This is a genomic window from Knoellia sinensis KCTC 19936 (assembly GCF_000768705.1).
GTDB classification, from domain to species: Bacteria; Actinomycetota; Actinomycetes; order Actinomycetales; family Dermatophilaceae; genus Knoellia; species Knoellia sinensis.
On sequence record NZ_AVPJ01000009.1, the window covers coordinates 19,502 to 41,109 of the forward strand.

General features: G+C 69.3%; 19 protein-coding genes. 14 read left to right on the plus strand and 5 right to left on the minus strand.

What is annotated here, in order from left to right:
* Window positions 1-15: 15 nt before the first annotated feature.
* The 9 genes from N802_RS12265 (at window position 16) to mutM (ending at window position 8,275) form a co-directional block, all read left to right on the plus strand.
* Window positions 16-1,728: a DAK2 domain-containing protein gene (locus N802_RS12265; RefSeq protein ID WP_035916662.1), complete on the plus strand. Its 1,713-nt coding sequence runs from the start codon at window positions 16-18 to the stop codon at window positions 1,726-1,728.
* Between the two features lie 4 nt (window positions 1,729-1,732).
* Window positions 1,733-3,928: an ATP-dependent DNA helicase RecG gene (locus tag N802_RS12270; protein ID WP_035916663.1), complete on the plus strand. Its 2,196-nt coding sequence runs from the start codon at window positions 1,733-1,735 to the stop codon at window positions 3,926-3,928.
* A 1-nt stretch (window position 3,929) separates the two neighbouring features.
* The gene (gene rsmD / locus N802_RS12275; protein ID WP_035916664.1) at window positions 3,930-4,487 is read left to right on the plus strand and encodes a 16S rRNA (guanine(966)-N(2))-methyltransferase RsmD; all 558 of its coding nucleotides are present in this window, start codon (window positions 3,930-3,932) and stop codon (window positions 4,485-4,487) included.
* A 17-nt stretch (window positions 4,488-4,504) separates the two neighbouring features.
* Complete coding sequence (locus N802_RS12280; RefSeq protein ID WP_035916665.1) at window positions 4,505-5,143, plus strand: hemerythrin domain-containing protein; 639 nt, start codon at window positions 4,505-4,507, stop codon at window positions 5,141-5,143.
* Between the two features lie 48 nt (window positions 5,144-5,191).
* Window positions 5,192-5,680, plus strand: coding sequence for a pantetheine-phosphate adenylyltransferase (gene coaD, locus N802_RS12285; protein ID WP_035916666.1), 489 nt, complete (start codon window positions 5,192-5,194; stop codon window positions 5,678-5,680).
* Between the two features lie 103 nt (window positions 5,681-5,783).
* Window positions 5,784-6,365: a YceD family protein gene (locus tag N802_RS12290; RefSeq protein WP_035916669.1), complete on the plus strand. Its 582-nt coding sequence runs from the start codon at window positions 5,784-5,786 to the stop codon at window positions 6,363-6,365.
* Between the two features lies 1 nt (window position 6,366).
* A complete protein-coding gene (rpmF, locus tag N802_RS12295; RefSeq protein ID WP_035916671.1) occupies window positions 6,367-6,561 on the plus strand; it encodes a 50S ribosomal protein L32 in 195 nt (64 codons plus the stop codon).
* 10 nt (window positions 6,562-6,571) lie between these two features.
* The gene (gene rnc, locus N802_RS12300) at window positions 6,572-7,345 is read left to right on the plus strand and encodes a ribonuclease III (protein WP_035916673.1); all 774 of its coding nucleotides are present in this window, start codon (window positions 6,572-6,574) and stop codon (window positions 7,343-7,345) included.
* A gap of 15 nt (window positions 7,346-7,360) precedes the next feature.
* Window positions 7,361-8,275 carry a bifunctional DNA-formamidopyrimidine glycosylase/DNA-(apurinic or apyrimidinic site) lyase gene (gene mutM / locus N802_RS12305; protein ID WP_052109895.1) on the plus strand — a complete coding sequence of 305 codons (915 nt, stop codon included), beginning with the start codon at window positions 7,361-7,363 and terminating at the stop codon, window positions 8,273-8,275.
* Here the strand turns inward: mutM and acnA are convergent.
* From acnA to N802_RS12325, 4 genes are all read right to left on the minus strand, one after another.
* Window positions 8,200-10,860, minus strand: a complete 2,661-nt coding sequence (acnA, locus tag N802_RS12310; protein WP_052109896.1) for an aconitate hydratase AcnA — start codon at window positions 10,858-10,860, stop codon at window positions 8,200-8,202. The genes mutM and acnA overlap by 76 nt on opposite strands.
* Before the next feature lie 6 nt (window positions 10,861-10,866).
* The gene (locus N802_RS12315) at window positions 10,867-11,532 is read right to left on the minus strand and encodes a GntR family transcriptional regulator (RefSeq protein WP_035916675.1); all 666 of its coding nucleotides are present in this window, start codon (window positions 11,530-11,532) and stop codon (window positions 10,867-10,869) included.
* A 97-nt stretch (window positions 11,533-11,629) separates the two neighbouring features.
* Window positions 11,630-12,067, minus strand: a complete 438-nt coding sequence (locus N802_RS12320; protein WP_052109897.1) for a DUF1801 domain-containing protein — start codon at window positions 12,065-12,067, stop codon at window positions 11,630-11,632.
* Window positions 12,064-14,034, minus strand: a complete 1,971-nt coding sequence (locus tag N802_RS12325; RefSeq protein WP_035916676.1) for an acyltransferase family protein — start codon at window positions 14,032-14,034, stop codon at window positions 12,064-12,066. Before N802_RS12325 ends, N802_RS12320 begins: the two co-directional genes overlap by 4 nt.
* Before the next feature lie 75 nt (window positions 14,035-14,109).
* Here N802_RS12325 and N802_RS12330 point away from each other — a divergent pair, with 75 nt between their 5' ends.
* From N802_RS12330 to smc, 3 genes are all read left to right on the plus strand, one after another.
* Window positions 14,110-14,433 carry an acylphosphatase gene (locus N802_RS12330; protein WP_052109898.1) on the plus strand — a complete coding sequence of 108 codons (324 nt, stop codon included), beginning with the start codon at window positions 14,110-14,112 and terminating at the stop codon, window positions 14,431-14,433.
* A gap of 90 nt (window positions 14,434-14,523) precedes the next feature.
* The gene (locus tag N802_RS12335) at window positions 14,524-14,811 is read left to right on the plus strand and encodes a chorismate mutase (RefSeq protein ID WP_035916677.1); all 288 of its coding nucleotides are present in this window, start codon (window positions 14,524-14,526) and stop codon (window positions 14,809-14,811) included.
* Between the two features lie 153 nt (window positions 14,812-14,964).
* Complete coding sequence (gene smc / locus N802_RS12340) at window positions 14,965-18,546, plus strand: chromosome segregation protein SMC (RefSeq protein WP_035916680.1); 3,582 nt, start codon at window positions 14,965-14,967, stop codon at window positions 18,544-18,546.
* Window positions 18,547-18,579: 33 nt separating this feature from the next.
* Here smc and lepB read toward each other — a convergent pair whose 3' ends face one another.
* Window positions 18,580-19,290, minus strand: coding sequence for a signal peptidase I (lepB, locus tag N802_RS12345; protein WP_245613928.1), 711 nt, complete (start codon window positions 19,288-19,290; stop codon window positions 18,580-18,582).
* 97 nt (window positions 19,291-19,387) lie between these two features.
* Between lepB and N802_RS12350 the strand changes: the two genes are divergently transcribed.
* On the plus strand, window positions 19,388-19,627 hold the full coding sequence (locus N802_RS12350) for a hypothetical protein (RefSeq protein WP_052109899.1): 240 nt from the start codon (window positions 19,388-19,390) through the stop codon (window positions 19,625-19,627).
* On the plus strand, window positions 19,627-21,588 hold the full coding sequence (locus tag N802_RS12355; protein WP_035916681.1) for a M13 family metallopeptidase: 1,962 nt from the start codon (window positions 19,627-19,629) through the stop codon (window positions 21,586-21,588). Before N802_RS12350 ends, N802_RS12355 begins: the two co-directional genes overlap by 1 nt.
* The last annotated feature ends 20 nt before the right edge of the window (window positions 21,589-21,608 follow it).

A 21,608-nucleotide genomic window follows, 5' to 3' on the forward strand; every position in this document is an offset into this window, starting at 1 on the left:
CGATAGCCTGCCACCGTGCCAGCCGTTCTCGACGCCGATGGAGCCCGCCACTGGGGGGCGCTCACCCGTGCGGCGTTCGCCGCCCGCCGCACCGAGATCGACTCACTCAACGTCTTTCCCGTCCCTGACGGGGACACCGGCACCAACCTCTATCTCACGATGGACACCGCGCTCGACGAGGTCGTGCGCCTCCACACCGCCCAGGGCATCCTCGGCACGGCGACCCTGGTCGAGGAGGCCCGCAGTCTCTCCCGCGCTCTGCTCATGTCTGCCCGGGGCAACTCCGGCGTCATCATGAGCCAGATCGTCGCCGGAATGTGTGACGTCATCATCGAGGAGGAGCTCACCGAGGTCGACGGGCCTGCGATCGCCCGCGCGTTCACCCGCGGCGCAGAGCTCGCCCGCGCCAGCGTCGCCCATCCCCAGGAGGGGACGATCCTCAGCGTGGCCGACGCCGTTGCCGAGGCTGCCCGCGAGAGCGCCCGAGCCGGGAGCGACGCGGCCACCGTCGCGAGAGACAGCGTGACCGCAGCCGAGGACGCACTGGCCCGCACTCCCGAGCAACTTCCGGTGCTCGCGCAGGCCGGGGTCGTCGACGCGGGTGGTGCGGGGTGCCTGCTCATGGTCGAGGCCCTCCACAGGGCACTGACGGGTGACTGGAACGAGGACGAGCGTGCGCTGCACCACGTCACCGAGGACCTCCTACCGCGCACGTCGTGGCACACCGACACGGCCGGAGCCGACGGGCTGACCTTCCCGGCTGGTGCGTTGCCCGGGCACGCCGCGGTCAACGACCCCCTGGACGCACCTGCCGCGGGCCTCACCGGACCGGCGTTCGAGGTGATGTTCCTCCTCGACCAGAGCGACGCCGAGCGGGTCGGCATGCTTCGCACCGCCCTCGACGGACTGGGCGACTCGCTCCTCGTCGTGGGCGGGCCGGACCTGTGGAACGTCCACGTGCACGTCGACGATGCCGGCGCTGCCGTCGAGGCAGGCGTCCTCGCCGGGCGGCCGCACCGCATCAAGATCACGCACTTCGCCACCCAGATCGCGCACCAGACGCCTCAGGAGTTCGCCGTCATCGCCTGTGCGGCCGGGCCGGGGATGGCCCAGATCCTCACCGAGGCCGGCGCCACCGTGCTGCCCAGTGCGCCCGGAGCGCGTGCGTCAGCGGGGCAGATCCTCGAGGCCATCCGACGCACCGGGGCTGGCTCCGTCGTGGTGCTGCCCAACGACAAGGACACCCTCATGGCGGCCGAGGTCGCCTGTCGGGCGGCCACGGAGGACGGCGTCGACACCGCCATCGTGCCGGCGCGGACCGCCGTTCAGGGACTCGCCGCGCTCGCGGTCGTCGACTTCGACAAGGGGCTGCGCGAGAACGCCATCGCCATGACGAGCGCAGCGGTTGCCACCCGACACGGGGCCGTCTCGATCGCCTCCCGCGAGGTCCTGACCTGGGCGGGGTCGGTCTCGGTCGGGGACATCCTCGGCATCGTCAGCGGCGACGTGGCACTCATCGGCGACAACCTCACGGACACTGCGACCGAGGTCCTCGACCGACTCCTCTCCGGTGGCGGTGAGCTCGTCACCCTCGTGTGTGGCGCGGACGCCGACCTCGACTTCATCGACACGGTCGAGGAACGGCTGTCAAAGAAGCACCCCGAGGTCGAGGTCGTCCGGATCGACGGGGGCCAGCAGGTCTACCCGCTGCTCGTGGGGGTGGAGTAGCCCGGTGTACTCCGAGTCGACTCCGCTCACCAAGGTCCTGGCGAAGCGGGAGGCCAAGAAGTTCGTCGACGCCCGAGGGATCGCCACGGTGGGGGATCTCCTCGCCTACTGGCCGCGCCGCTACCAGAGCCCCGAGAGCAACCTCGCCGCAGCGACCGTTGGGACCTACATCGTGGCCGTCGCCGAGGTGAAGTCCGCGACCACGCGGACGATGAAGGCGCGTCGCGGTCGGATGCTCCAGGCGGTCATCACCGACGGCAGCACGGACCTCGAGGTCACGTTCTTCAACGCCCATGGGCACGAGGGCAAGCTCACCCCCGGTGCGCTGGCGCTGTTCGCGGGCAAGGTGTCGTCCTTCAACAACCGGCTGCAACTCGCGCACCCCGGCTATTCGCTGCTGAGCGACTTCGACGGCGGGGAACGGCGCGGCCTCATCCCGATCTACAAGCAGGTCGGCAACCTCCACACGTGGACCGTGACCGAGTGCGTCCGAATGGTGCTCGATCTCCTCGACGAGAGCCCCGAGTCCATCCCCGAGAGCGTGCTCGACCGCCGCGACCTCATGGACCGCACGGCAGCGTTGCGCGGCATCCACACGCCCGACTCGTGGGGCGAGGTGACGGCGGCACGCAAGCGCATGTCCTACGAGGAGGCGTTCGTCCTCCAGGTGGCCCTCGCGCAGCGACGCGCGCGTCAGGCGCAGGAGTCCACCCTGGCGCGCACCCCCCGACCCGGGGGCCTCCTGGACGCGTTCGACGGGCGACTGCCGTTCACCCTCACGGCTGGCCAGCGTGAGATCGGCGAAACCCTCGCAGAGGAGATGGCGCGCGACGTCCCGATGCACCGCCTGCTCCAGGGCGAGGTCGGCTCGGGAAAGACCGTGGTCGCGTTGCGGGCCATGCTCGCCGCAGTGGACTCCGGCGGGCAGGCGGCGCTGCTCGCACCGACGGAAGTCCTGGCCGCACAGCACCATCGATCGATCACGGCGATGCTCGGTGACCTTGCCGAGGGAGGGATGCTCGGCGGCAGCGAGTTCGGCACACGGGTCACTCTCCTGACCGGAAGCATGTCGACGCAGGCGCGTCGCAAGGCACTGCTCGACATCGCGAGTGGCGACGCCGGCATCGTCGTCGGCACGCACGCGCTCATCCAGGAGCACGTGAGCTTCCAGGACCTCGCGCTGGTCGTCGTCGATGAGCAGCACCGGTTTGGTGTCGAGCAGCGAGATGCGTTGCGCGGCAAGGCGATCCACCCTCCCCACGTGCTCGTGATGACCGCGACGCCGATCCCGCGCACCGTCGCCATGACGGTCTTCGGCGACATGGAGACCTCCACCCTGAGCGAACTGCCGGCGGGTCGCGCCCCGATCACGACACACGTAGTGCCCGAGGCGAAGCCTGGCTGGATGCAGCGCACGTGGGAGCGCATCGCGGAAGAGGTGGCCCAGGGGCGGCAGGCCTATGTCGTGTGCCCGCGCATCGGCGACGACGACGAACCCGACGAGGACACCGAGATCTTCGAGCCCGAGGGGGCAACGGCGTCCGAAGGTGACGGGGACGCAGCGGAGGACGAGGCTGCGCCTCCTCGCCCGTTGGCCTCCGTACACCGGGTGCATGGCGACCTCGTGGCGAACCCGGCGCTCGAGGGGCTGCGCATCGAGATCCTGCATGGACGGCTGCCGGCGGAGGAGAAGGACGCGATCATGCGTGACTTCGCGTCCGGTGACATCGACGTTCTCGTCTCGACGACCGTGATCGAGGTGGGGGTCGACGTCCCCAATGCCAGCGTCATGGTGGTCATGGATGCCGACCGGTTCGGCGTCTCCCAGTTGCACCAGCTCCGCGGTCGCGTCGGGCGTGGTGGACTCCCCGGACTCTGCCTGCTCGTCCACGGCGGCGCCCCCGATGCGCCGCACGAACGCCTCGAGGCCGTGGCCGGCACCACGGACGGCTTCGAACTTGCACGCGTCGACCTGCGCCAGCGCAGGGAGGGTGACATCCTCGGCTCCTCGCAGCACGGCGTCCGGAGCCAGCTGCAGTTCCTCCACGTGCTCGAGGACGAGGACCTCATCGAGGCGGCACGCGAGGACGCCCACGACGTCGTTGCGGCAGACCCCGACCTCGGGACGCATCCCCAGCTGGCAGCGCTCGTCGACGCGCGTGTGGACGCCGAGCAAGCGGCATACCTGGAAAGGGGTTGAGGTGACCCGCATCATCGCCGGCACTGCAGGCGGACGAGAGCTCCGGACACCACAAGGCCGTGGCACCCGCCCCACGAGCGATCGCGTGCGCGAGGCGCTCTTCTCGTCGCTCGAGGCTCGCGACGCGCTGTCCGGGGCGCGCGTCATGGACCTCTATGCCGGCTCGGGTGCCCTGGGGCTCGAGTCCGCGAGCCGCGGGGCCGCAGAGGTCACGCTGGTCGAGTCCGACCGTCAGGCCGCCTCCGTCATCCGCGACAACGTGGCACGCCTCGGCCTTCGGGCCACGGTGCTCGCCGTGACGGTGACCTCCGCCCTCGCCGGCGCAGCGCGCCCGCTCGATCTCGTGTTCCTCGATCCGCCCTACGACCTCAGCGAGGAGGCCCTCGCCGGCGACCTCGAGGCGCTCGTCTCCCGCGGATGGCTCGCCGAGGACGCCCTCGTGGTCGTGGAGCGCTCCAAGAGGTCGGCCGAGCCGAGGTGGCCCGCAGGTCTTCAGCCGGAGAAGGTCAAGAAGTACGGCGAGACCGTCCTCTGGTACGCGGGACGGCTCGACCCCTGATCCGACAGGATGGCGGCATGAGCGACTACGAGATTCCCCGGCCGACCAGTGGTGACGTCCTCGAGCTCATCCTCGACGACCACCGACTCTTCGAAGACCTCCTGAGGCAGGCCCGACGCAACGACGTCGACCGGGCTGCGGCCCGAACCGCCCTGTGCGAGTTGCTCGTCGCACATGCCGAGGCTGAGGAGGAGAAGGTCTATCCCACGCTGCGACGCAAGCGGGCCATCGGTGCCGAGGAGGAGGAGCACGGCGAGGAGGAGCACGCCGAGATCACCGAGGCGATCCTGGGCTTCCTCGAGGCCAAGGGAACTGACACGGACAAGTACGACACCGCACTCGAGGAACTCGCGACGGTCGTCAACCACCACAGCAATGAGGAGGAGCAGACCATCCTCAACCCAGCCCGCGAGGACGTCTCCGAGGAGGTTCGCGGGGAGCTCGGTGTCGCCTGGGCCACTCGCCGCAACCAACTCCTCGAGGAGGGCTGCGCGAGCCTCGAGCAGGTGAAGGCACTGCTGCGCCGCGCCGAGAAGGCAGGCGTCATCGCCGCGCCCGCTGCCCGCGACAAGGCCGACGAGATCAAGGACAAGGCCAAGGAGGAGGCCACGAGGGTCGAGGAGGCCTCCAAGAAGAAGGAGAAGTCCGACGGCTGAGCTCGGACGCTGCTGGAACGTAGGCTGGCTGGCGTGAGCGATCCCCAGATGCGTCGAGCCGTGTGCCCCGGCTCCTTCGACCCCGTCACTCTCGGCCACGTCGACGTCTTCGTGCGTGCTGCCGCCCTCTATGACGAGGTCATCGTCGCCGTGCTCCACAACCCGGCCAAGTCCGGGACGTTCACCATCGAGGAGCGGATCGGGTTCATCGAGCGCGCCCTTCCCGAGCCGGCCGCCTCCCACGTGCGGGTCGAGGCGTTCGCCGGTCGCCTTCTTGTCGACGTATGCCGTGACCTCGGCGCCCAGGCCATCGTCAAGGGCCTGCGTGGTGAGACCGACTACGCCTACGAGTTGCCGATGGCGCTGATGAACCGCCACCTCAGCGGTGTCGAGACGATCTTCCTCCCGGGGGCTCCCCAGTTCGAGCACGTGTCCAGCTCGCTCGTGAAGGAGGTCGTGAGGTTCGGGGGAGACGTCTCCGGCCTCGTCCCCGACGAGGTCCTCGTGGCCCTCAAGGCCAAGGGCGGCACCGCGTGAGGGTTCACCCCATTTGGGCAGGTGGGCCACCCTCCGGTACCTTTGATCTTCGGTCTGCGTCAGCCGTGACGACGGACCGAACTACTCGACCATGGCAAGGGAAATGAACCGTCTCGATCCTCGGTCTCCGATGGTGCTCGACACCAAGGAGGTCGGCCGGCGACCCGGCTCGATGGCGGAACTCTCTCGTGAGGTCGAGGCACCAGCCGAGTTCGGCACGGAGGTGTTGCGCGTCGCCGAGGGGGAACCCCTGGACATCGACGTGCGACTCGAGTCCGTCGTCGAAGGCGTGCTGGTCACCGGTTCGGTGCAAGGCACGGCGACCGGCGCCTGCGTGCGGTGCCTGGATCCGATCAGCCACGAAGTGGATGGGCGGTTCCAGGAATTGTTCGCCTACGCCGATCGCAACGCCCACCACCAAGAGGTGGGGGACGAGGATGCGGCCGAGGAGTACCTCATCGAGGACGGTCTGATCGACCTCGAGCCGGTGCTTCGGGATGCGGTGGTGCCTGCACTGCCGTTCCAGCCCGTGTGTCGTCCGGACTGCCCGGGGTTGTGTTCCGAATGCGGAATGCGCCTCGAGGAGGACCCGGACCACGCACATGACGTGATCGACCCCAGGTGGGCGGCTCTCACGGACCTCGCGTCCGAGTCGTCCACGACGCAGACAGAGAAGAGGACCTGACGTGGCTGTTCCGAAGCGGAAGACGTCGCGCTCCAACACCCGCTCGCGCCGCGCGAACTGGAAGGCCACGCCGGTCACCCTGACCACGTGCCCCCAGTGCAAGGCTCCGACGCAGCCGCACATCGCGTGCCCGTCGTGCGGGACCTACAACGGCCGCCACTACGGCGTGGCCGAGCGCACCGAGCACCAGGGCTGAGCCCAACCCCATGGGTAGGGGCTCGAACGGCCCTGCGGCTCTCACGCCGAAGCGCCCCGTCGCTGAGCTTCACCAGCACCTCACCGAGGTGACTGGTGGGGACATCGACGAGGCGCTTCTCGGTCGTGCGCTGACGCACCGTTCGTACGCATACGAGGCCGGCGGTCTGCCGCACAACGAGCGCCTGGAGTTCCTCGGCGACTCCGTGCTCGGACTCGTCGTGACCGACACGCTCTACGAGACGCACCCGGACCTCACCGAGGGGCAGCTCGCGAAGCTGCGTGCCGCCGTGGTCAACATGCGCGCGCTCGCGGCGGTCGGTCGGACGCTCGGCCTGGGCGACTACCTGTTGCTCGGCCGTGGCGAGGAGGCCACCGGTGGCCGCGACAAGGACTCGATCCTCGCGGACACGGTCGAGGCCGTCATCGGCGCGACCTACTCCAGTGCCGGTCTCCTTGCTGCCGACGCCCTCGTGCACCACCTGCTCGACCCACTCATGGCGAAGTCGGCGACGCTCGGCGCGGGGCTCGACTGGAAGACGAGCCTCCAGGAGATCTGCGCGCTGCACTCCGCCGGTCCCGTCGAGTACGTCATCGAGGAGGACGGCCCGGAGCACTCCAAGACCTTCAGCGCCCGCGTCCTCGTCGACGGTGTGGAGCATGGTGCCGGCGTCGGCCGCACCAAGAAGGACGCCGAGCAGAAGGCCGCAGCCCAGGCGTGGCAGGCCCTGCAGGAGCGCCACGGCGACGGTCTTTCCACTGCTCCGCTGCCTGACATCTCCTGACGGACTGACTCCTTCGTGCCAGAGCTGCCCGAGGTCGAGGTCGTCCGTCGTGGCCTCCAGGATCACGTCGCCGGGCGCCGGATCGTCTCCGCGGCCTTCACCGGGGCGCGAGTGGCGCGCCGTCACGTCGCTGGGCCGATCGACCTTGCGGAGCGCATCGTCGGCCTCGACGTCGTTGAGGCTCGACGTCGCGGCAAGTACCTGTGGTTGGTCCTCGGCGACGATGGCCACCCCGGGCTCGGCCTCATCGCCCACTTGGGAATGAGCGGGCAGCTGCTCGTCGAGGCCTCCGATGCCCCGGACGAGAAGCACCTCCATGCCCGGTTCACGTTCAGCGACGGCGACCCCGAGCTGCGCTTCGTCGACCAGCGCACGTTTGGCGGCTTCGCCCTCGATGACCTCGGCGACGACGGGGTGCCGGACCAGATCCGGCACATCGCTCCAGACCCCTTCGAGGCGGGATTCGACCAGGCCGCCGTGGTCCGCCGGATCAAGGCCAGTGACAGCGCCGTCAAGAGGATGCTGCTGCATCAGGGCGTGGTGTCCGGGATCGGCAACATCTATGCCGACGAGGCACTGTGGCGGGCGCAGGTGCACGGCGAGCGACCCTCGAGCACCCTGACCAAGCCGACGATCTCACGCGTTCTCGACCACGCACGGGATGTCATGGCGGCCGCCCTGCTCGAAGGGGGCACGAGCTTCGACGCGCTCTATGTCAACGTCAACGGAGCGTCCGGATACTTCGACCGGTCCTTGCACGCCTACGGGCAGGAGGGGGAGCCGTGCGCGCGCTGCGGGACGCCGATCCGCCGCGAGCAGTTCATGAACCGCTCGTCGTTCTCCTGCCCGAAGTGTCAGCCGCGACCGCGCGTTCGGCGGACTCTGCCCCCGCGCTCACGCGCACTGGCTCGGATGTCGTCCAGGACGTAGGGCAGCAGGCCGCCCGCCAGGTAGTACTGGCGTTCGCGCTCGGTGTCGAGGCGAATGGTCACCTCGAACTCCGTCGTGCGACCCGTCCGCGGATGGGTTGCTCGCACCCGGGCAGCGCGCGAGGCGAGTCCGTCCGCGTCCACACCGGTGATGTCGAAGACCTCGTGCCCGTCGAGGCCGAGCCGAGCCACGTCCTCGCCCGTGGAGAACTCCAGGGGCAGCACCCCCATGTTGGCGAGATTCGAGCGGTGGATCCGCTCGAAGGACTCAGCCAGCACGGCCCGGACGCCCAAGAGAGCCGTGACCTTGGCCGCCCAGTCTCGGGAGGATCCGGAGCCGTACTCCTTGCCCCCGATGACCAACAACGGGGTTTCCATGTGTGAGTACGCCCGCGCTGCGGTGGGCACGTCGACCACTTGGGGCTCTTGGGCTGTCAGGTCGAGCGTGTGGCCACCGGGAAGGCCCGGGACGAGATGGTTGACCAGGCGCTGATTGCCGAATCCGCCGAGCTCCATGACCTGCCAGTTGCCGCGCCGGGAGGCGTAGCTGTTGAGGTCACGGATGTCGACCCCTCGAGCGGTCAGGAACCTCCCGGCGGGACTGCTGCTCGGGATCCGGCCGGCCGGACAGATGTGGTCTGTCGTGACTGAATCCCCCAGCAGTTCCAGAACGCGGGCGCCCCGAATTTCGCCGTGGTCGGGTCGGGGCGTCGGATGCACGAAGGGTGGCGGCTGCAGGTAGGTCGAGTCGGGGTCCCACGCGAAGGTCGGGCCCTCGGGGGCCTCCAGCGAGCGCCAATTCTCATCGCCATCGAAGAGGGTGGCATAGGCACGTCTGAACATCTCTGGTGTGAGCGCCCCGCGCGCGGCTTCCGCGACCTGTTCGTCCGATGGCCACAGGTCAGCCAGCATGACGGGGCGTCCATCTGCGTCGAGCGCGAGCGGCTCGGACGTGAGGTCGAGATCTGTTCGGCCCGCGAGTCCGAAGGCGACGACGAGCGGCGGCGAGGCGAGGAAGTTGAGCGACACGTCGTTGTTGATTCGCCCGTCGAAGTTGCGGTTGCCGGACAGGACGGCGGCCGCCGCGAGCCCCTCATGGCGCACGAGCGTCGTCATCTCCGGGAGGAGGTCGCCGGAGTTGCCGATGCACGTCATGCAGCCGTACCCGACCAGCCCGAACCCGAGTTCCTCCAGGGGTTCGATCAATCCGAGGTCGTGAAGGTAGTCCGTGACGACGGTCGATCCGGGCGCAAGGCTGGTCTTGACCCATGGTGGTGTACGGAGGCCGCGCCGCACCGCGTTACGGGCCAGGAGGCCCGCCGCGATCATCACGGCTGGGTTCGACGTGTTGGTGCACGACGTGATCGAGGCGATGGCCACCGCTCCGTGCCCCGGCGACTTTTCGGGCATGGGTGTGTCGGGAACCGCCTCCCCAACCACCTTCGGGACGTCACCCAAACCGACACGATCCTGGGGGCGACGGGGGCCGGCGACGCTGGGCGCGACCTGATCGAGATCGAACTCGACGACGTGGTCGAAAACCGGCGGGCTCGAGGGGTCGTGCCACATCTGTTGCGCCTCGAAGTAGTCGCGGACCAGGCCGACGTGCTCCGGGGCACGACCGGTGAGCGTGAGGTAGTCGAGCAGACGCGCGTCCGGTGGAAAGACGGCACAGGTGGACCCGAACTCGGGACTCATGTTGGCGATGGTGCAGCGTGTCTCGACAGTCGTGGCGGCGACGCCGGGGCCGAAGAACTCCACGAAGGAGCCCACGACCCCGGTCTGCCGCATGCGCTCGGTCAGCGCGAGGACGAGGTCCGTCGCGGTGACGCCGGGACGCAGTTCACCCATGAGTGAGACGCCGACAACGGGTGGAATGAGCATGGAGACCGGTTGCCCCAGCAGTGCGGCCTCCGCTTCGAGCCCGCCGACACCCCAGGCCAGGACCGCCAGCCCGTTGACCATGGTCGTGTGGGAGTCGGTGCCCGCGACGGTGTCCGGGAAGATCAGTCCGTCACGCGCAGTGACGACGTCAGCGAGGTACTCGATGTTGACCTGGTGCATGATCCCCGCGCCCGGAGGCACGATGCGCAGGGTTTCGAAAGCCTGCTGCCCCCACTTGAGGAAGCGGTAGCGCTCACTGTTGCGTTCGTACTCGCGACGCACGTTGAGCTGTGGCGCGTCGGGACGCCCGAATAAGTCGGTGACCACGGAGTGGTCCACCGTCATGTGGGCAGGGAGTCGGGTATCGACGACCTGAGGGGTCAGACCTTCGGCCGCAGCCGCGTCACGCAGCGCTGCCAGATCGGTCAGCACGGGGACGCCGTTGGTGTCGTGCAGGAAGACGCGACTCGGGTGGAAGGCAATTTCGGCCGGGTCGTGCACGGTCCCGGAGCGGCCCCGCGCCACCGCGGCGGCGATGTCAGCGGCGCCGACCAAGCCCGAGGACCGGTTGCGGAGCAGATTCTCGAGAACCACCTTGAGGCTGAACGGCAGCCGCTCGGAACCGTCGACTTCGGGGACGGAGAAGTATCCGTGCCGGGCGCCGCCGGAGACCAGGGTTCTGGGTTCGGGTGTGGTGTTCATCGTCGGTCAGGCGCCGCTCTCCAGTGCCGTGAGGGCGCGTCGGCCCAAACTGTGCGCAATGTGCTCGCGCATCACTTGGGCAGCGCGCTCGGTCTCACCGGCAATGACGGCGCTCGCCAGCGCCTCGTGCTCACGACGCACTCGCTCAACGTCCATGGAGCCGGCCGACTCGCGCAGGCCCAGTTGGCGGTAGCGGTCGGCCTTGTCCCACAGGCCTTCGAGGATTTCGACCAGCGGTGCGTTGGCCGACGCGGTGTACAGCGTTCGGTGGAAGTCGCGGTGGGCGGCAAAGGCCTCGACGCCGACGCTCGCGGTCAAGGGCTCCAGAGTCTGCAGGGTCCGCGAGATGCGGGCGATGTCGGCGTCGCTGCGGCGCTGGGCGGCCAGTTCCACGGCGAGGGGATCGAGGCTCATCCGGACTTCAAAGAGGCTGCGGGCCTCGCTCTCGGTGAGGTCGGTGACCTGGGCGTTGCGGTAGCTGTCGAGCCTCACGAGGCCTTCGGTGGAGAGCCGTTTGAGCGCTTCGCGCACAGGCGTGGTGCTCATCGACAACTCGGCCGAGAGCACTTCCTGGTTCACGACCGTCCCGGCTGCGAGCTCGTCGGCGAGGATGCGCCGCTTGATCTCGCTGTACGCGTACTCGCTCTTGGTGAAGACAGGCCCATCGGGCATGGCAGCGACCTCCGGTCCTGGGAATGATTCTTGCAACCTACATCCTATAACCTATAAGACCAAGCCCTGAAAGAGCGAGGAAGCCGGATCAGCGTGCTCAGGCGGGGGTGTGGTTCTCGGCCCAGGCCTTCTCGATGAGCTCGCGCAGGACGGAGTCGTCGACGTCGGAGAGCCGCTTGATGTAGAGGCAGCCCTTGCCCGTCGTGTGCTTGCCGAGCCGCCCGAGCAGATCCTCGTTGGAGCCGTAGTAGGTCAGGCCGTAGAGGGTGAGCGCCGCCTTGCGCGGAGCCAGCCCGACGGCGAACCACTCCCGCTCCTTGCCGTCCGCCGTCGTGTAGGGCTGGCGGCCGAAGCCCACCATCGAGGTACCCCAGAGGACGGGTTCGGCGCCCGTCACCTCGCGCATGACGCGCAGCACCTCCTGCGCGTCCTCGCGGCGTGCGGCCGGCTCGACCGAGGCGAGGTAGGCGTCCACGTCATCGTGCGTCGGCTTGGTCGAGCGGTCACCGTGGTCTGGTGGGGTGGGCAGCGTCATGGTCGGGGGAGCTCCTTGAGCGTGACGGTCTTTCCGGTATGCCGTTCGCTCAGGTCCGCGAACGCCTGCCGGATGGTTTCGGCGTAGAGGTGGGCCCCCGTGAGGGAAGGGTGCATGCCGTCGGACTGAAGTTGGCCCGTGGAGCCCTTGAGCGCGGAGTCCCAGTCGGCGAGGGCGACATTGTCGCGACCCTGGACGAGTTCCTTGAGTTTCGCGTTGTCCGAGGCGATGCGGTTGATGCGCCCGTGGAGCGTGACGATGACGACCATGCGGTCGGGTCCGAGCGCGTCGAGGGTGGCCCGGGCACGCTCGACGTCGGTGCCCGCGTTGGTCCCCAGGGCCAGGATCACGGCGCGCCGGTTGGCCTTGCCTCGCTGCGTCACGATCATGAGGCCCTCGGCCCACTGTCGGTTGGAGCGGGCGTCCATCCGGATGCCGGGGAAGTAGTAGCGCATCGCGTGGATGCTGCCGACCATCATCGAGTCGCCGTAGCCGTCGATCTCGGCCCCGGTGGGCATCGCCCACGTCTGCTTCCCTGATCGGGGAGCGGGGGCGACGGGGGTCTTGGCCGGCGGCGATGCCGATGGGGACGTCGTGGGCGCCGGTGACGGAGACCCCGATGCTGAGGCGCCGGGCGTCGGAATGGTGGCCGTGGCCTCGGCGGCGTTGGCATCGAGCAGCTGCTCGACGCGGGTGCGGGTCGGCGCCGTCAGCATGACGATGGTCAGGGTGATCGCGAGGACGACGACCGAGGCCCAGACGGCCCGGGCGGTGCGCGTGCCGGCATACCGGATCGTGTGCAGCGCGTGGCGAGCCGATCCTCGGAAGCCGCGCTCGCGGACAGGGGACTCGATGAAGCGGTAGGACAGGTCTGCGATGGCCGCCGTCACGAGGACGGCCCACAGGCGCGACCAGATGTAGCCGTCCGAGCCGCGTGTGCCCCAGGGGAGGTCGGCCTCGATGATGAGGATGACCGGCCAGTGCCAGAGGTAGAGGCCGTAGGAACGCTCGCCGATCCAGCGGAGAATCGGAAGGTCGAGGACTGTCCGCAGGGGAGTGGGTCGCTCCAGGACTCCCAGGACGAGCACGGCGGTCGCCAGCGAGGCCAGCATGATGCCGCCACGGAAGGTGAAGGACATGGACTCGTCCAGGAGGGCGAACAGCACCACGAGGATCACCCCGGCTCCGGCGACCAGGGGCACGCGCACGCGCTGCCAGACGTCCGTCGAGGTCCACGCACGGTGCGGGGCCGCCCAAGCGAAGGCCAGGGCCGCGCCGAGCATGAGACCCATGAGGTGGGTGTCCGTGCCGTAGTAGACGCGGGTGGCGCCGGCGCTCGGATCGAAGCGCAGGGCCATGAGCACGGCGGACCCCAGCGCCAGCGCGACGGCGATGCCGGCTCGGAAACGTGAGGAAGGCGCGAAGCGCACGAGCGCGAGCGCGACCAGCGGCCACACGAGGTAGAACTGCTCCTCCACCGCGAGCGACCAGAGGTTCATGAGCAATTGCGGGGCGGTGCTGTGGAAGTAGTCGGAGCCGGCCGCGATCTCGAGCCAGTTGCTCGTGAAGGTGAGGGCGCCGAGGGCCTGCCGCCGGATGCCGACGAGGAGGTCGGTCTCGACGAGGCGTGCGATGAGGATGACGCTCGGGACGAGGACGAGGAGTGCGGGCAGGAGCCGGCGGGCGCGCCGCGTCCAGAATCCGCGCAGGTCGACGCGACCCGTGCGCTGGTGTTCACGCACGAGCAGGGTCGTGATGAGGAACCCGGAGATGACGAAGAAGACGTCGACACCGAGGAAGCCACCGGGCAGCCAGCGGGGGTCGAGGTGGAAGGCGAGGACGGCGAGGATCGCGGCAGCGCGCAGCCCGTCGAGTCCCGGCAGGCGACCTCCCGGGCGTGCGGGCGCGACGGACCGGGTCTGCGTCGGTGCCGCCCCGGGGCCCGTCATCGGGCTCTCCACGGTCATGCCCCTCAGGTTATGGAGGCGCACCGACAGGGTGGCGGAGGCGCGCGGAGGTGGGCGCAACCTACGATCGGCGCCATGGAGACGAGTCTCGACCCCGACGCCGCAGGCCTTCAGCCTGTGCGCATCACGCTGAATGTGCGTGGTCGGGTGCAGGGTGTGGGCTTTCGCTGGTGGACTCGGGCGCGGGCACTCGAGCTCGGACTCGTCGGCCACGCTCGCAACACCTCGGACGGGCGGGTCGAGGTCGTGGCCCAGGGTCCTCGCGGCGCCGTTGACCGCTTCGTGGCGCTGTTGTCCGAGCAGCCGTCGACGACCCACCGCCCCGGCGATGTCGTGTCCGTCTCGACTCCGCTCGAGTCCCCGCCCCGCTCGGACGTTCGCGGATTCATCGAGAGGTGAGGGGGGAGGATGTCGACGGAGGTGGGCGGACGGCATACCGCGTCGTGGGACGCGCGGCCCACGGGAGCCGAGCCTTCCTACGATGGACCGATGAGCGACGTCCCTCCCGAGCTGGCCCGACTGCGATCGAGCATCGACAACATCGACGCGGCCCTCGTGCACCTGCTCGCCGAGCGGTTCAAGTGCACTCAGCAGGTGGGCGAGCTCAAGGCCAGAGAAGGTCTGCCGCCAGCGGACCCTGCCCGCGAGGAACGCCAGATCGCCCGACTTCGTGGGCTCGCGGACGAGAGCGGGCTCGATCCCGAGTTCGCCGAGAAGTTCATCAACTTCGTCATCGCCGAGGTCATCCACCACCACAGGACGATCGCCCAGGGCTGACCTCGGCGCCGACCCGGCTCACCGACCAGTCAGTCACTCTCATCCCACCCGTCACAGGCAACGCAGGCGCGTTCTCAGGTCCCCGACGGGCGACGACCCCGCCGGTACAGTGATCGCTCAACCCGCTGTCCCCGAGGAACCGAGAGCCATCGCGTGTACGTCAAGAGCCTGACCCTCAAGGGGTTCAAGTCCTTTGCCTCGGCCACGAACCTGCGCCTCGAGCCCGGCATCACCTGCATCGTGGGACCCAACGGCTCCGGCAAGTCCAATGTCGTCGACGCACTCGCCTGGGTCATGGGGGAGCAGGGGGCCAAGACCCTGCGCGGCGGCAAGATGGAGGACGTCATCTTCGCCGGCACCGCGGGCCGTCCCCCGCTCGGGCGTGCCGAGGTCAGCCTGACGATCGACAACACCGACGGTGCGCTGCCGATCGACTACACCGAGGTGACGATCACCCGGACGATGTTCCGCAACGGCGGCTCCGAGTACTCCATCAACGGGACCCCCAGCCGACTCCTCGACATCCAGGAACTGTTGTCCGACAGCGGAATCGGCCGCGAGATGCACGTCATCGTGGGTCAGGGGCAGCTCGACGCCGTGCTGCGCGCCACCCCCGAGGAGCGGCGCGGCTTCATCGAGGAGGCCGCAGGCGTCCTCAAGCACCGCAAGCGCAAGGAGAAGGCCCTGCGCAAACTCGACGCGATGGAGGCCAACCTCACCCGCGTCCACGACCTCACCGGCGAGATCCGTCGCCAGCTGGGACCGCTCGGGCGTCAGGCCGAGGCAGCGCGCAAGGCGGCCGTCATCCAGGCCGACGCGCGTGATGCCCGCCTCCGCATCGTCGCCGACGACCTCGTCCAGCTGACCTCGACGCTCGAGCAGGAGGTGGCCGACGAGTCAGCCCTGATCGAGCGCCGCACGACCGTCGAGAACGCCCTCGAGTCACTGCGCTCGCGGATCACCGAGCTCGAGCGCCAGGCCGCGGACGCCGCGCCGGAGCTGGGTCGCTCCCAGGATCGCTTCGTCCGGCTCCAGTCACTGCGCGACCGCCTCGAGTCGACGGCTTCCGTCGCTCGTGAGCGCGTCCGCCTCCTGAGCCAGGACGACGTCGACGAGGCCACGACCGGCCGTGACCCCGAGGAGCTGCGCGCTCAGGCCGTTCAGGCCCGCGAGGCTGAGCAGAAGCTCCTCGCCGAGGTCGCGACGGCGGCCGAGCAGCTCGCGACCGCTGTCACCTCCCGTGAGGAGGCGGAGAAGTCGTATGCCGCGGAGCAGGACCGCTTGTCCCGTCTCGCCCGTGCCGCGGCCGACCGTCGTGAGGGTTTGGCCAAGCTCGCCGGTCAGGTGGGCGCGCGGCGCAGCCGGATCGAAGCCGGTGAGGCCGAGATCGGCCGTCTGCGCGGCATCATCGAGGCATCGCAGACGCGGGCCACGGAGGCCGAGCGCGAGTTCTCCCGGCTCGAGGGCACCGTCGCCCACGACGAGGAGGGTGAGGAGGGGCTCGACAGCGCCTACGAGACCGCTGCCGAGGAGCTCGCCGACATCGAATCCCGGATTGCCGCGCTCGAAGCCACGGAACGTGAGGCCGAGCGGGACCGCTCCTCGGCTGCTGCTCGGGTCGAAGCGCTCGGCCTCAGCCTGCGTCGCAAGGACGGTGCAGCCGCACTGCTTGCCGCGTCCGAGTCGGGCGCGGACTCCACCGACCACGGCATCGTCGGCACCGTGGCTTCGCTGCTCCAGGTGAGCGGGGGACACGAAGGTGCCATCGCGGCCGCGCTCGGCTGGGCCTCCGAGGCGCTCGCCGTCGGCACGGCCAAGGACGCAGCCCGAGCCGTCGACGCCCTCCGTCGGGACGACCAGGGTCAGGCCGTGCTTCTCGTGGGCGAGACAGCAGCCCCCTCGGTGCGCTCGTCGTGGCCGGTGCTCGACGGCTCAGCAGTGTGGGCCCGTGACGTCGTGGCTGCCCCGGCCGAGGTCCTCCCGGCGGTCGAGCAGTTCCTCGATCGGGTCGCCCTCGTGCCCAGTTCCGAGCACGCGCTCGCCCTGGTCGCCCGGGGTGAGGGCATCACCGCGGTGACCGCCGACGGAGACGTCTTTGCCCCCGGCTGGGTGCGCGGCGGCTCGAGCAGCGGCCAGTCACTTCTCGAGATCCAGTCGGCCCTCGAGGACGCGCAGGCCGCAATGACCGCGGCCACGAGCAGGGCCGAGCAGACCCGATTCGGGCTGACGTCCGAGCGCGAGAAGCATGCCGCTGCCACCGAACGGGTCGAGGCCGCTCTCGAGGCACTCCACGACAGCGACGCCCGGATGGCTGCCGTCGCCGAGCAGTTGGGCGGGCTCCAGTCGACCATCCGCACGAGCCGAGCGGAGGTGGAGCGGACCGAACGCACCATCGCCGACGCCGAGGCCGCGCTCGCCACCGACCGGACCGAACTCGAGGCCTTGTCGACCCGGCTCGACGAGGCCAGCGCCGAGCCGACGGAGTCCGAGGACCCCTCGACCGACGAACGCGACGCCCTCGAACTCGCGGCCAGTCGTGCCCGCACGGCCGAGACCGAGCTGCGCCTGACCCTGCGCACCAAGGAGGAGCGTGCACGCTCGCTCAAGGGCCGCGCAGACTCCCTCGAAGGTGCCGCCCGCAACGAGATCCAGGCCCGCGAGAAGCTCCGCCAGCGGCAGGAGCGCCGCCGCCGCGAAGCGACGATCGCCGACGCCGTGAGCCAAGCGGCGGCATACGCCACGGACAAGATGGCGACCGCGCTGGAACGGGCCGCTCGACTGCGCGAGGAGGCTGAGCGCCAACGGACCGAGCGTGACACGGCCGTCCAGTCCCTGCGCCTCGAGATGGCCACGCACCAGGACGAACTGCGCGAACTCACCGACTCCGCACACCGTGACGAGGTGGCTCGGGCCCGCCAGATCGCGCGCATCGAGCAGCTCCAGGCCAAGGCCGTCGAGGAACTCGGCATGGACCCTGACGTCCTCATGGAGGACTACGGCCCACACCAGCTCATCCCGTTCGTCGCCGGCCCGGACCACGAGGGCGACGTGCCGATGCCGACCCCGTTCGTGCGCGACGAGCAGGAGAAGCGCCTGCGCAAGGCCGAGCGGGGGCTGTCCGCCCTGGGCCGCGTCAACCCGCTCGCGCTCGAGGAGTTCGCTGCGCTCGAGGAGCGGCACAAGTTCCTCGTCGAGCAGCTCGAGGACCTCAAGAAGTCCAAGCGTGACCTCCTCGACATCGTCAGGGAGGTCGACGAGCGCGTCGAACAGGTCTTCACCGAGGCGTTCCACGACACTGCCGAGCAGTTCGAGCGGGTCTTCCAGCGGCTCTTCCCGGGAGGTTCCGGGCAGCTCGTCCTCACCGATCCGAGCGACATGCTCACGACCGGCATCGAGGTCGAGGCCCGCCCGCCCGGCAAGAAGGTCAAGCGGCTCTCGCTGCTCTCCGGTGGTGAGCGCTCGCTCGTGGCCGTCGCGCTGCTCGTGTCGATCTTCAAGGCACGGCCGAGCCCGTTCTACATCATGGACGAGGTCGAGGCCGCACTCGACGACACCAACCTCGGGCGTCTCATCACGCTCTTCGAGGAGTTGCGTGACTCCAGCCAGCTCATCGTCATCACCCACCAGAAGAAGACGATGGAGATCGCCGACGCGCTCTATGGCGTGAGCATGCGCGGCGACGGCATCACGACCGTGGTCTCGCAGCGCATCCGCGACGTGGCCGCGACCGCCTGAGGCGCGGAGTCTCCTGCCCGGTGGGCCGGGAGTTCAGCTGTCGTTGACGCGGCCGAAGGTGTCGAGCGGCCAGATCCGGAACACGACCGGCCCGACGACGCGGTTCACCGGCACGAACCTCGCGCACCCCTGTGCGTCCGCGCCTCCTCGGCAGTTCGCCACTGAGTCGGCGGACTGGGAGCGGTGGTCACCGAGCACGAGGAGCCGATCCGCGGGGACCACGACCTCCGGGAAGCACCGCGTGGAGCGCGGGGTCGACTCGCACGTGAGGCTCGGGGTACGGAACGTGTGGTCCTCGAAGACGTAGGACTCGTCGAGGGGCGTGCCGTTCACGGTGACGAGGCCCTCGGGATCGCAACACTTCACGCGATCACCGGGCATGCCCACGACCCGCTTGACCGTGTAGGCCGTGTTCGACGGTCCGATGCCGGTCACGTCGCCGACCCTGCGCAGGGCGCCTTCGAAGACGTTGTCCGAGGCGGGAAGGCGCGTCTGCTGCCAGGTCGCGCCGTGGGCGAAGACGACGACGTCCCCGCGCGCCACATCCTGATCGGTGCGGTTGACGATGATCCGGTCGCCGATCCGCAGGGTCTGCTCCATCGACTGAGAGGGGACCCCGAACGGCTTGACCACGAACGCCTGCACCAGGGCGACGACGACGACCGCAAGAACGACCTCGACCCAGGCTGGAAGCCTTCGCAGACCCCGGGAAGGGACGCCGTCCGCCGCGGTCGTGTCGGTCACGTGGGGAGCCTACGCGCGCACCCGCCTCAACATGTGCGCCATCTCAGCCCCGGGGTGTCGTTTTGCGGGCGCAGCCGCACTAGGACACCCTTGAGGCATGGTCGCGCTCATCATCGGCATGCTCATCAGCGTCATCCTCGCCCTCGTGGTGGTGGTGCTGGTCGCAGTTCCTGCCCGCCGCAACGGACGGGGGATCCTCACGCCCAAGGGTGAAGAGGTCGTGAGTGCGCTCAAGGATCGTCAGCAGGCCGCGCTTCAGCGGCTGGAGCGCTCCGACCCGGGCGCGTCCGACGACCCGGCGCTCAGCGCATCCGCCGAGACCAGCGCGCGTTCCTGATGCGCTCGGGGATCGACCACTCCGCCAGCGACCACTCGATCCGTCCCCAGGACGACCTCTTCGGTCACGTCAACGGGACTTGGGTCAAGGAGACCGAGATTCCGGCGGACCGGGGTCGCTATGGCAGCTTCGACGTGCTGCGTGAGAACGCCGAGCAGCAGGTCCGCGACATCATCGTCGCCGTCGCGGAGGGCAACCCCGAGACCGGGACGGTCGCCCGGAAGGTCGGGGACCTCTACAGCTCCTTCATGGACGAGGAGCGCATCGACGGGCTCGGCGCTGCGCCACTCGCACCGTTCTTCACCGCGATCGACGGGGCCAGGACGCCGACCGACATCATGGCGCTCCTCGGGCAGTTCATGCGTGCCGGCGTCGACGGCCTCGTCCAGCCATTCGTCAACACCGACGACCGCGATTCCACCCGCTATGTGGTCTACCTCGAGCAGGCGGGCATCGGCCTCCCCGACGAGGCCTACTACCGCGAGCCACAGCACGAGGCCATTCGAGCCGCCTACCCGCCGCACGTTGCGCGGATGCTCACCCTGACCGGCCTGTATGCCGGTGAGTCGGCGACCGCTGCCGCCGACCGGATCATGGCCCTCGAGACCCGCATCGCGGCCTCCCACTGGGACCAGGTGACCAACCGCGACGCGGTGAAGACCTACACCCTCGTCGACCGGGCCGGGCTTGACGCACTCACCCCGGGCGTCGACTGGGACGCCTACCTCGCGGCGGCCCAGGCGCCCGAAGGTGCCTTCGACCAGGTCATCGCGCGGCAGCCGGACCACCTCCGCTCCATCGCGGCCGCCCTGACCGAGGTCGACATCGCGACGTGGCAGGACTGGCTGCGCTGGCGTGTCGTCCACGCGCTCGCGGCCTACCTGACCGGTGAGATCGTCGAGGAGAACTTCGACTTCTATGGCCGGACCCTCTCGGGGGTGCCGCAGATCCGTGATCGCTGGAAGCGCGGTGTCGGGCTCGTCGAGGACGCACTGGGCGAGGCCGTCGGACAGCTCTATGTCGACCAGCACTTCCCGCCGCGGGCCAAGGAGCGGATGGTCGAGCTCGTCGACAACCTCGTCGAGGCCTTCCGTCGCGACTTCATCGGCCTCGAGTGGATGGGTCTGGAGACCCGTCGTGAGGCGCTCGCCAAGCTCGAAGCGTTCACGCCCAAGATCGGCTATCCCGACAAGTGGCGCGACTACTCGGGCCTCGAGGTCGACGCGACCGACCTCGTGGGCAACGTCGCCCGCGCCACCGCCTTCGAGGTCGACCGCAACCTCGCCAAGCTCGGCGGGCCGGTCGACCGCGACGAGTGGTTCATGACGCCGCAGACGGTCAACGCCTACTACAACCCGGGTCTCAACGAGATCGTCTTCCCGGCCGCGATCCTCCAGCCGCCGTTCTTCGATGTCGAGGCCGACGACGCCGTGAACTACGGCGGCATCGGGGCTGTCATCGGACACGAGATCGGTCACGGCTTCGATGACCAGGGCTCGCAGTACGACGGCAACGGCAACCTGCGCAACTGGTGGACCGACGAGGACCGCGCCAACTTCGACGGCCGCGCCCAGAGCCTCATCGCCCAGTTCAACGACCTCGAGTCGCGTGACGCGACCGGTCACAAGGTCAACGGGGCGCTCACGGTCGGCGAGAACATCGGAGACCTCGGCGGGCTCACGATCGGGCACGCGGCATACCGGATCTCCACAGAAGGCGGCGAGGCTCCGGTCATCGACGACCTGACGGGTGACCAGCGCTTCTTCATCGGGTGGGCTCAGGTCTGGTGCGGCACCGCGCGTGAGGCGGAGGCGGTCCGACTCCTCGCGATCGACCCGCATGCGCCGATGGACCTGCGCGCCAACGCCGTCCGCAATCTCACCGAGTTCCACGAGGCGTTCGACGTGGCCGAGGGCGACGGCATGTGGGTCCCCGAGGACGAGCGGGTCCGCATCTTCTGAGGGTGGATGCGAGGATGGGC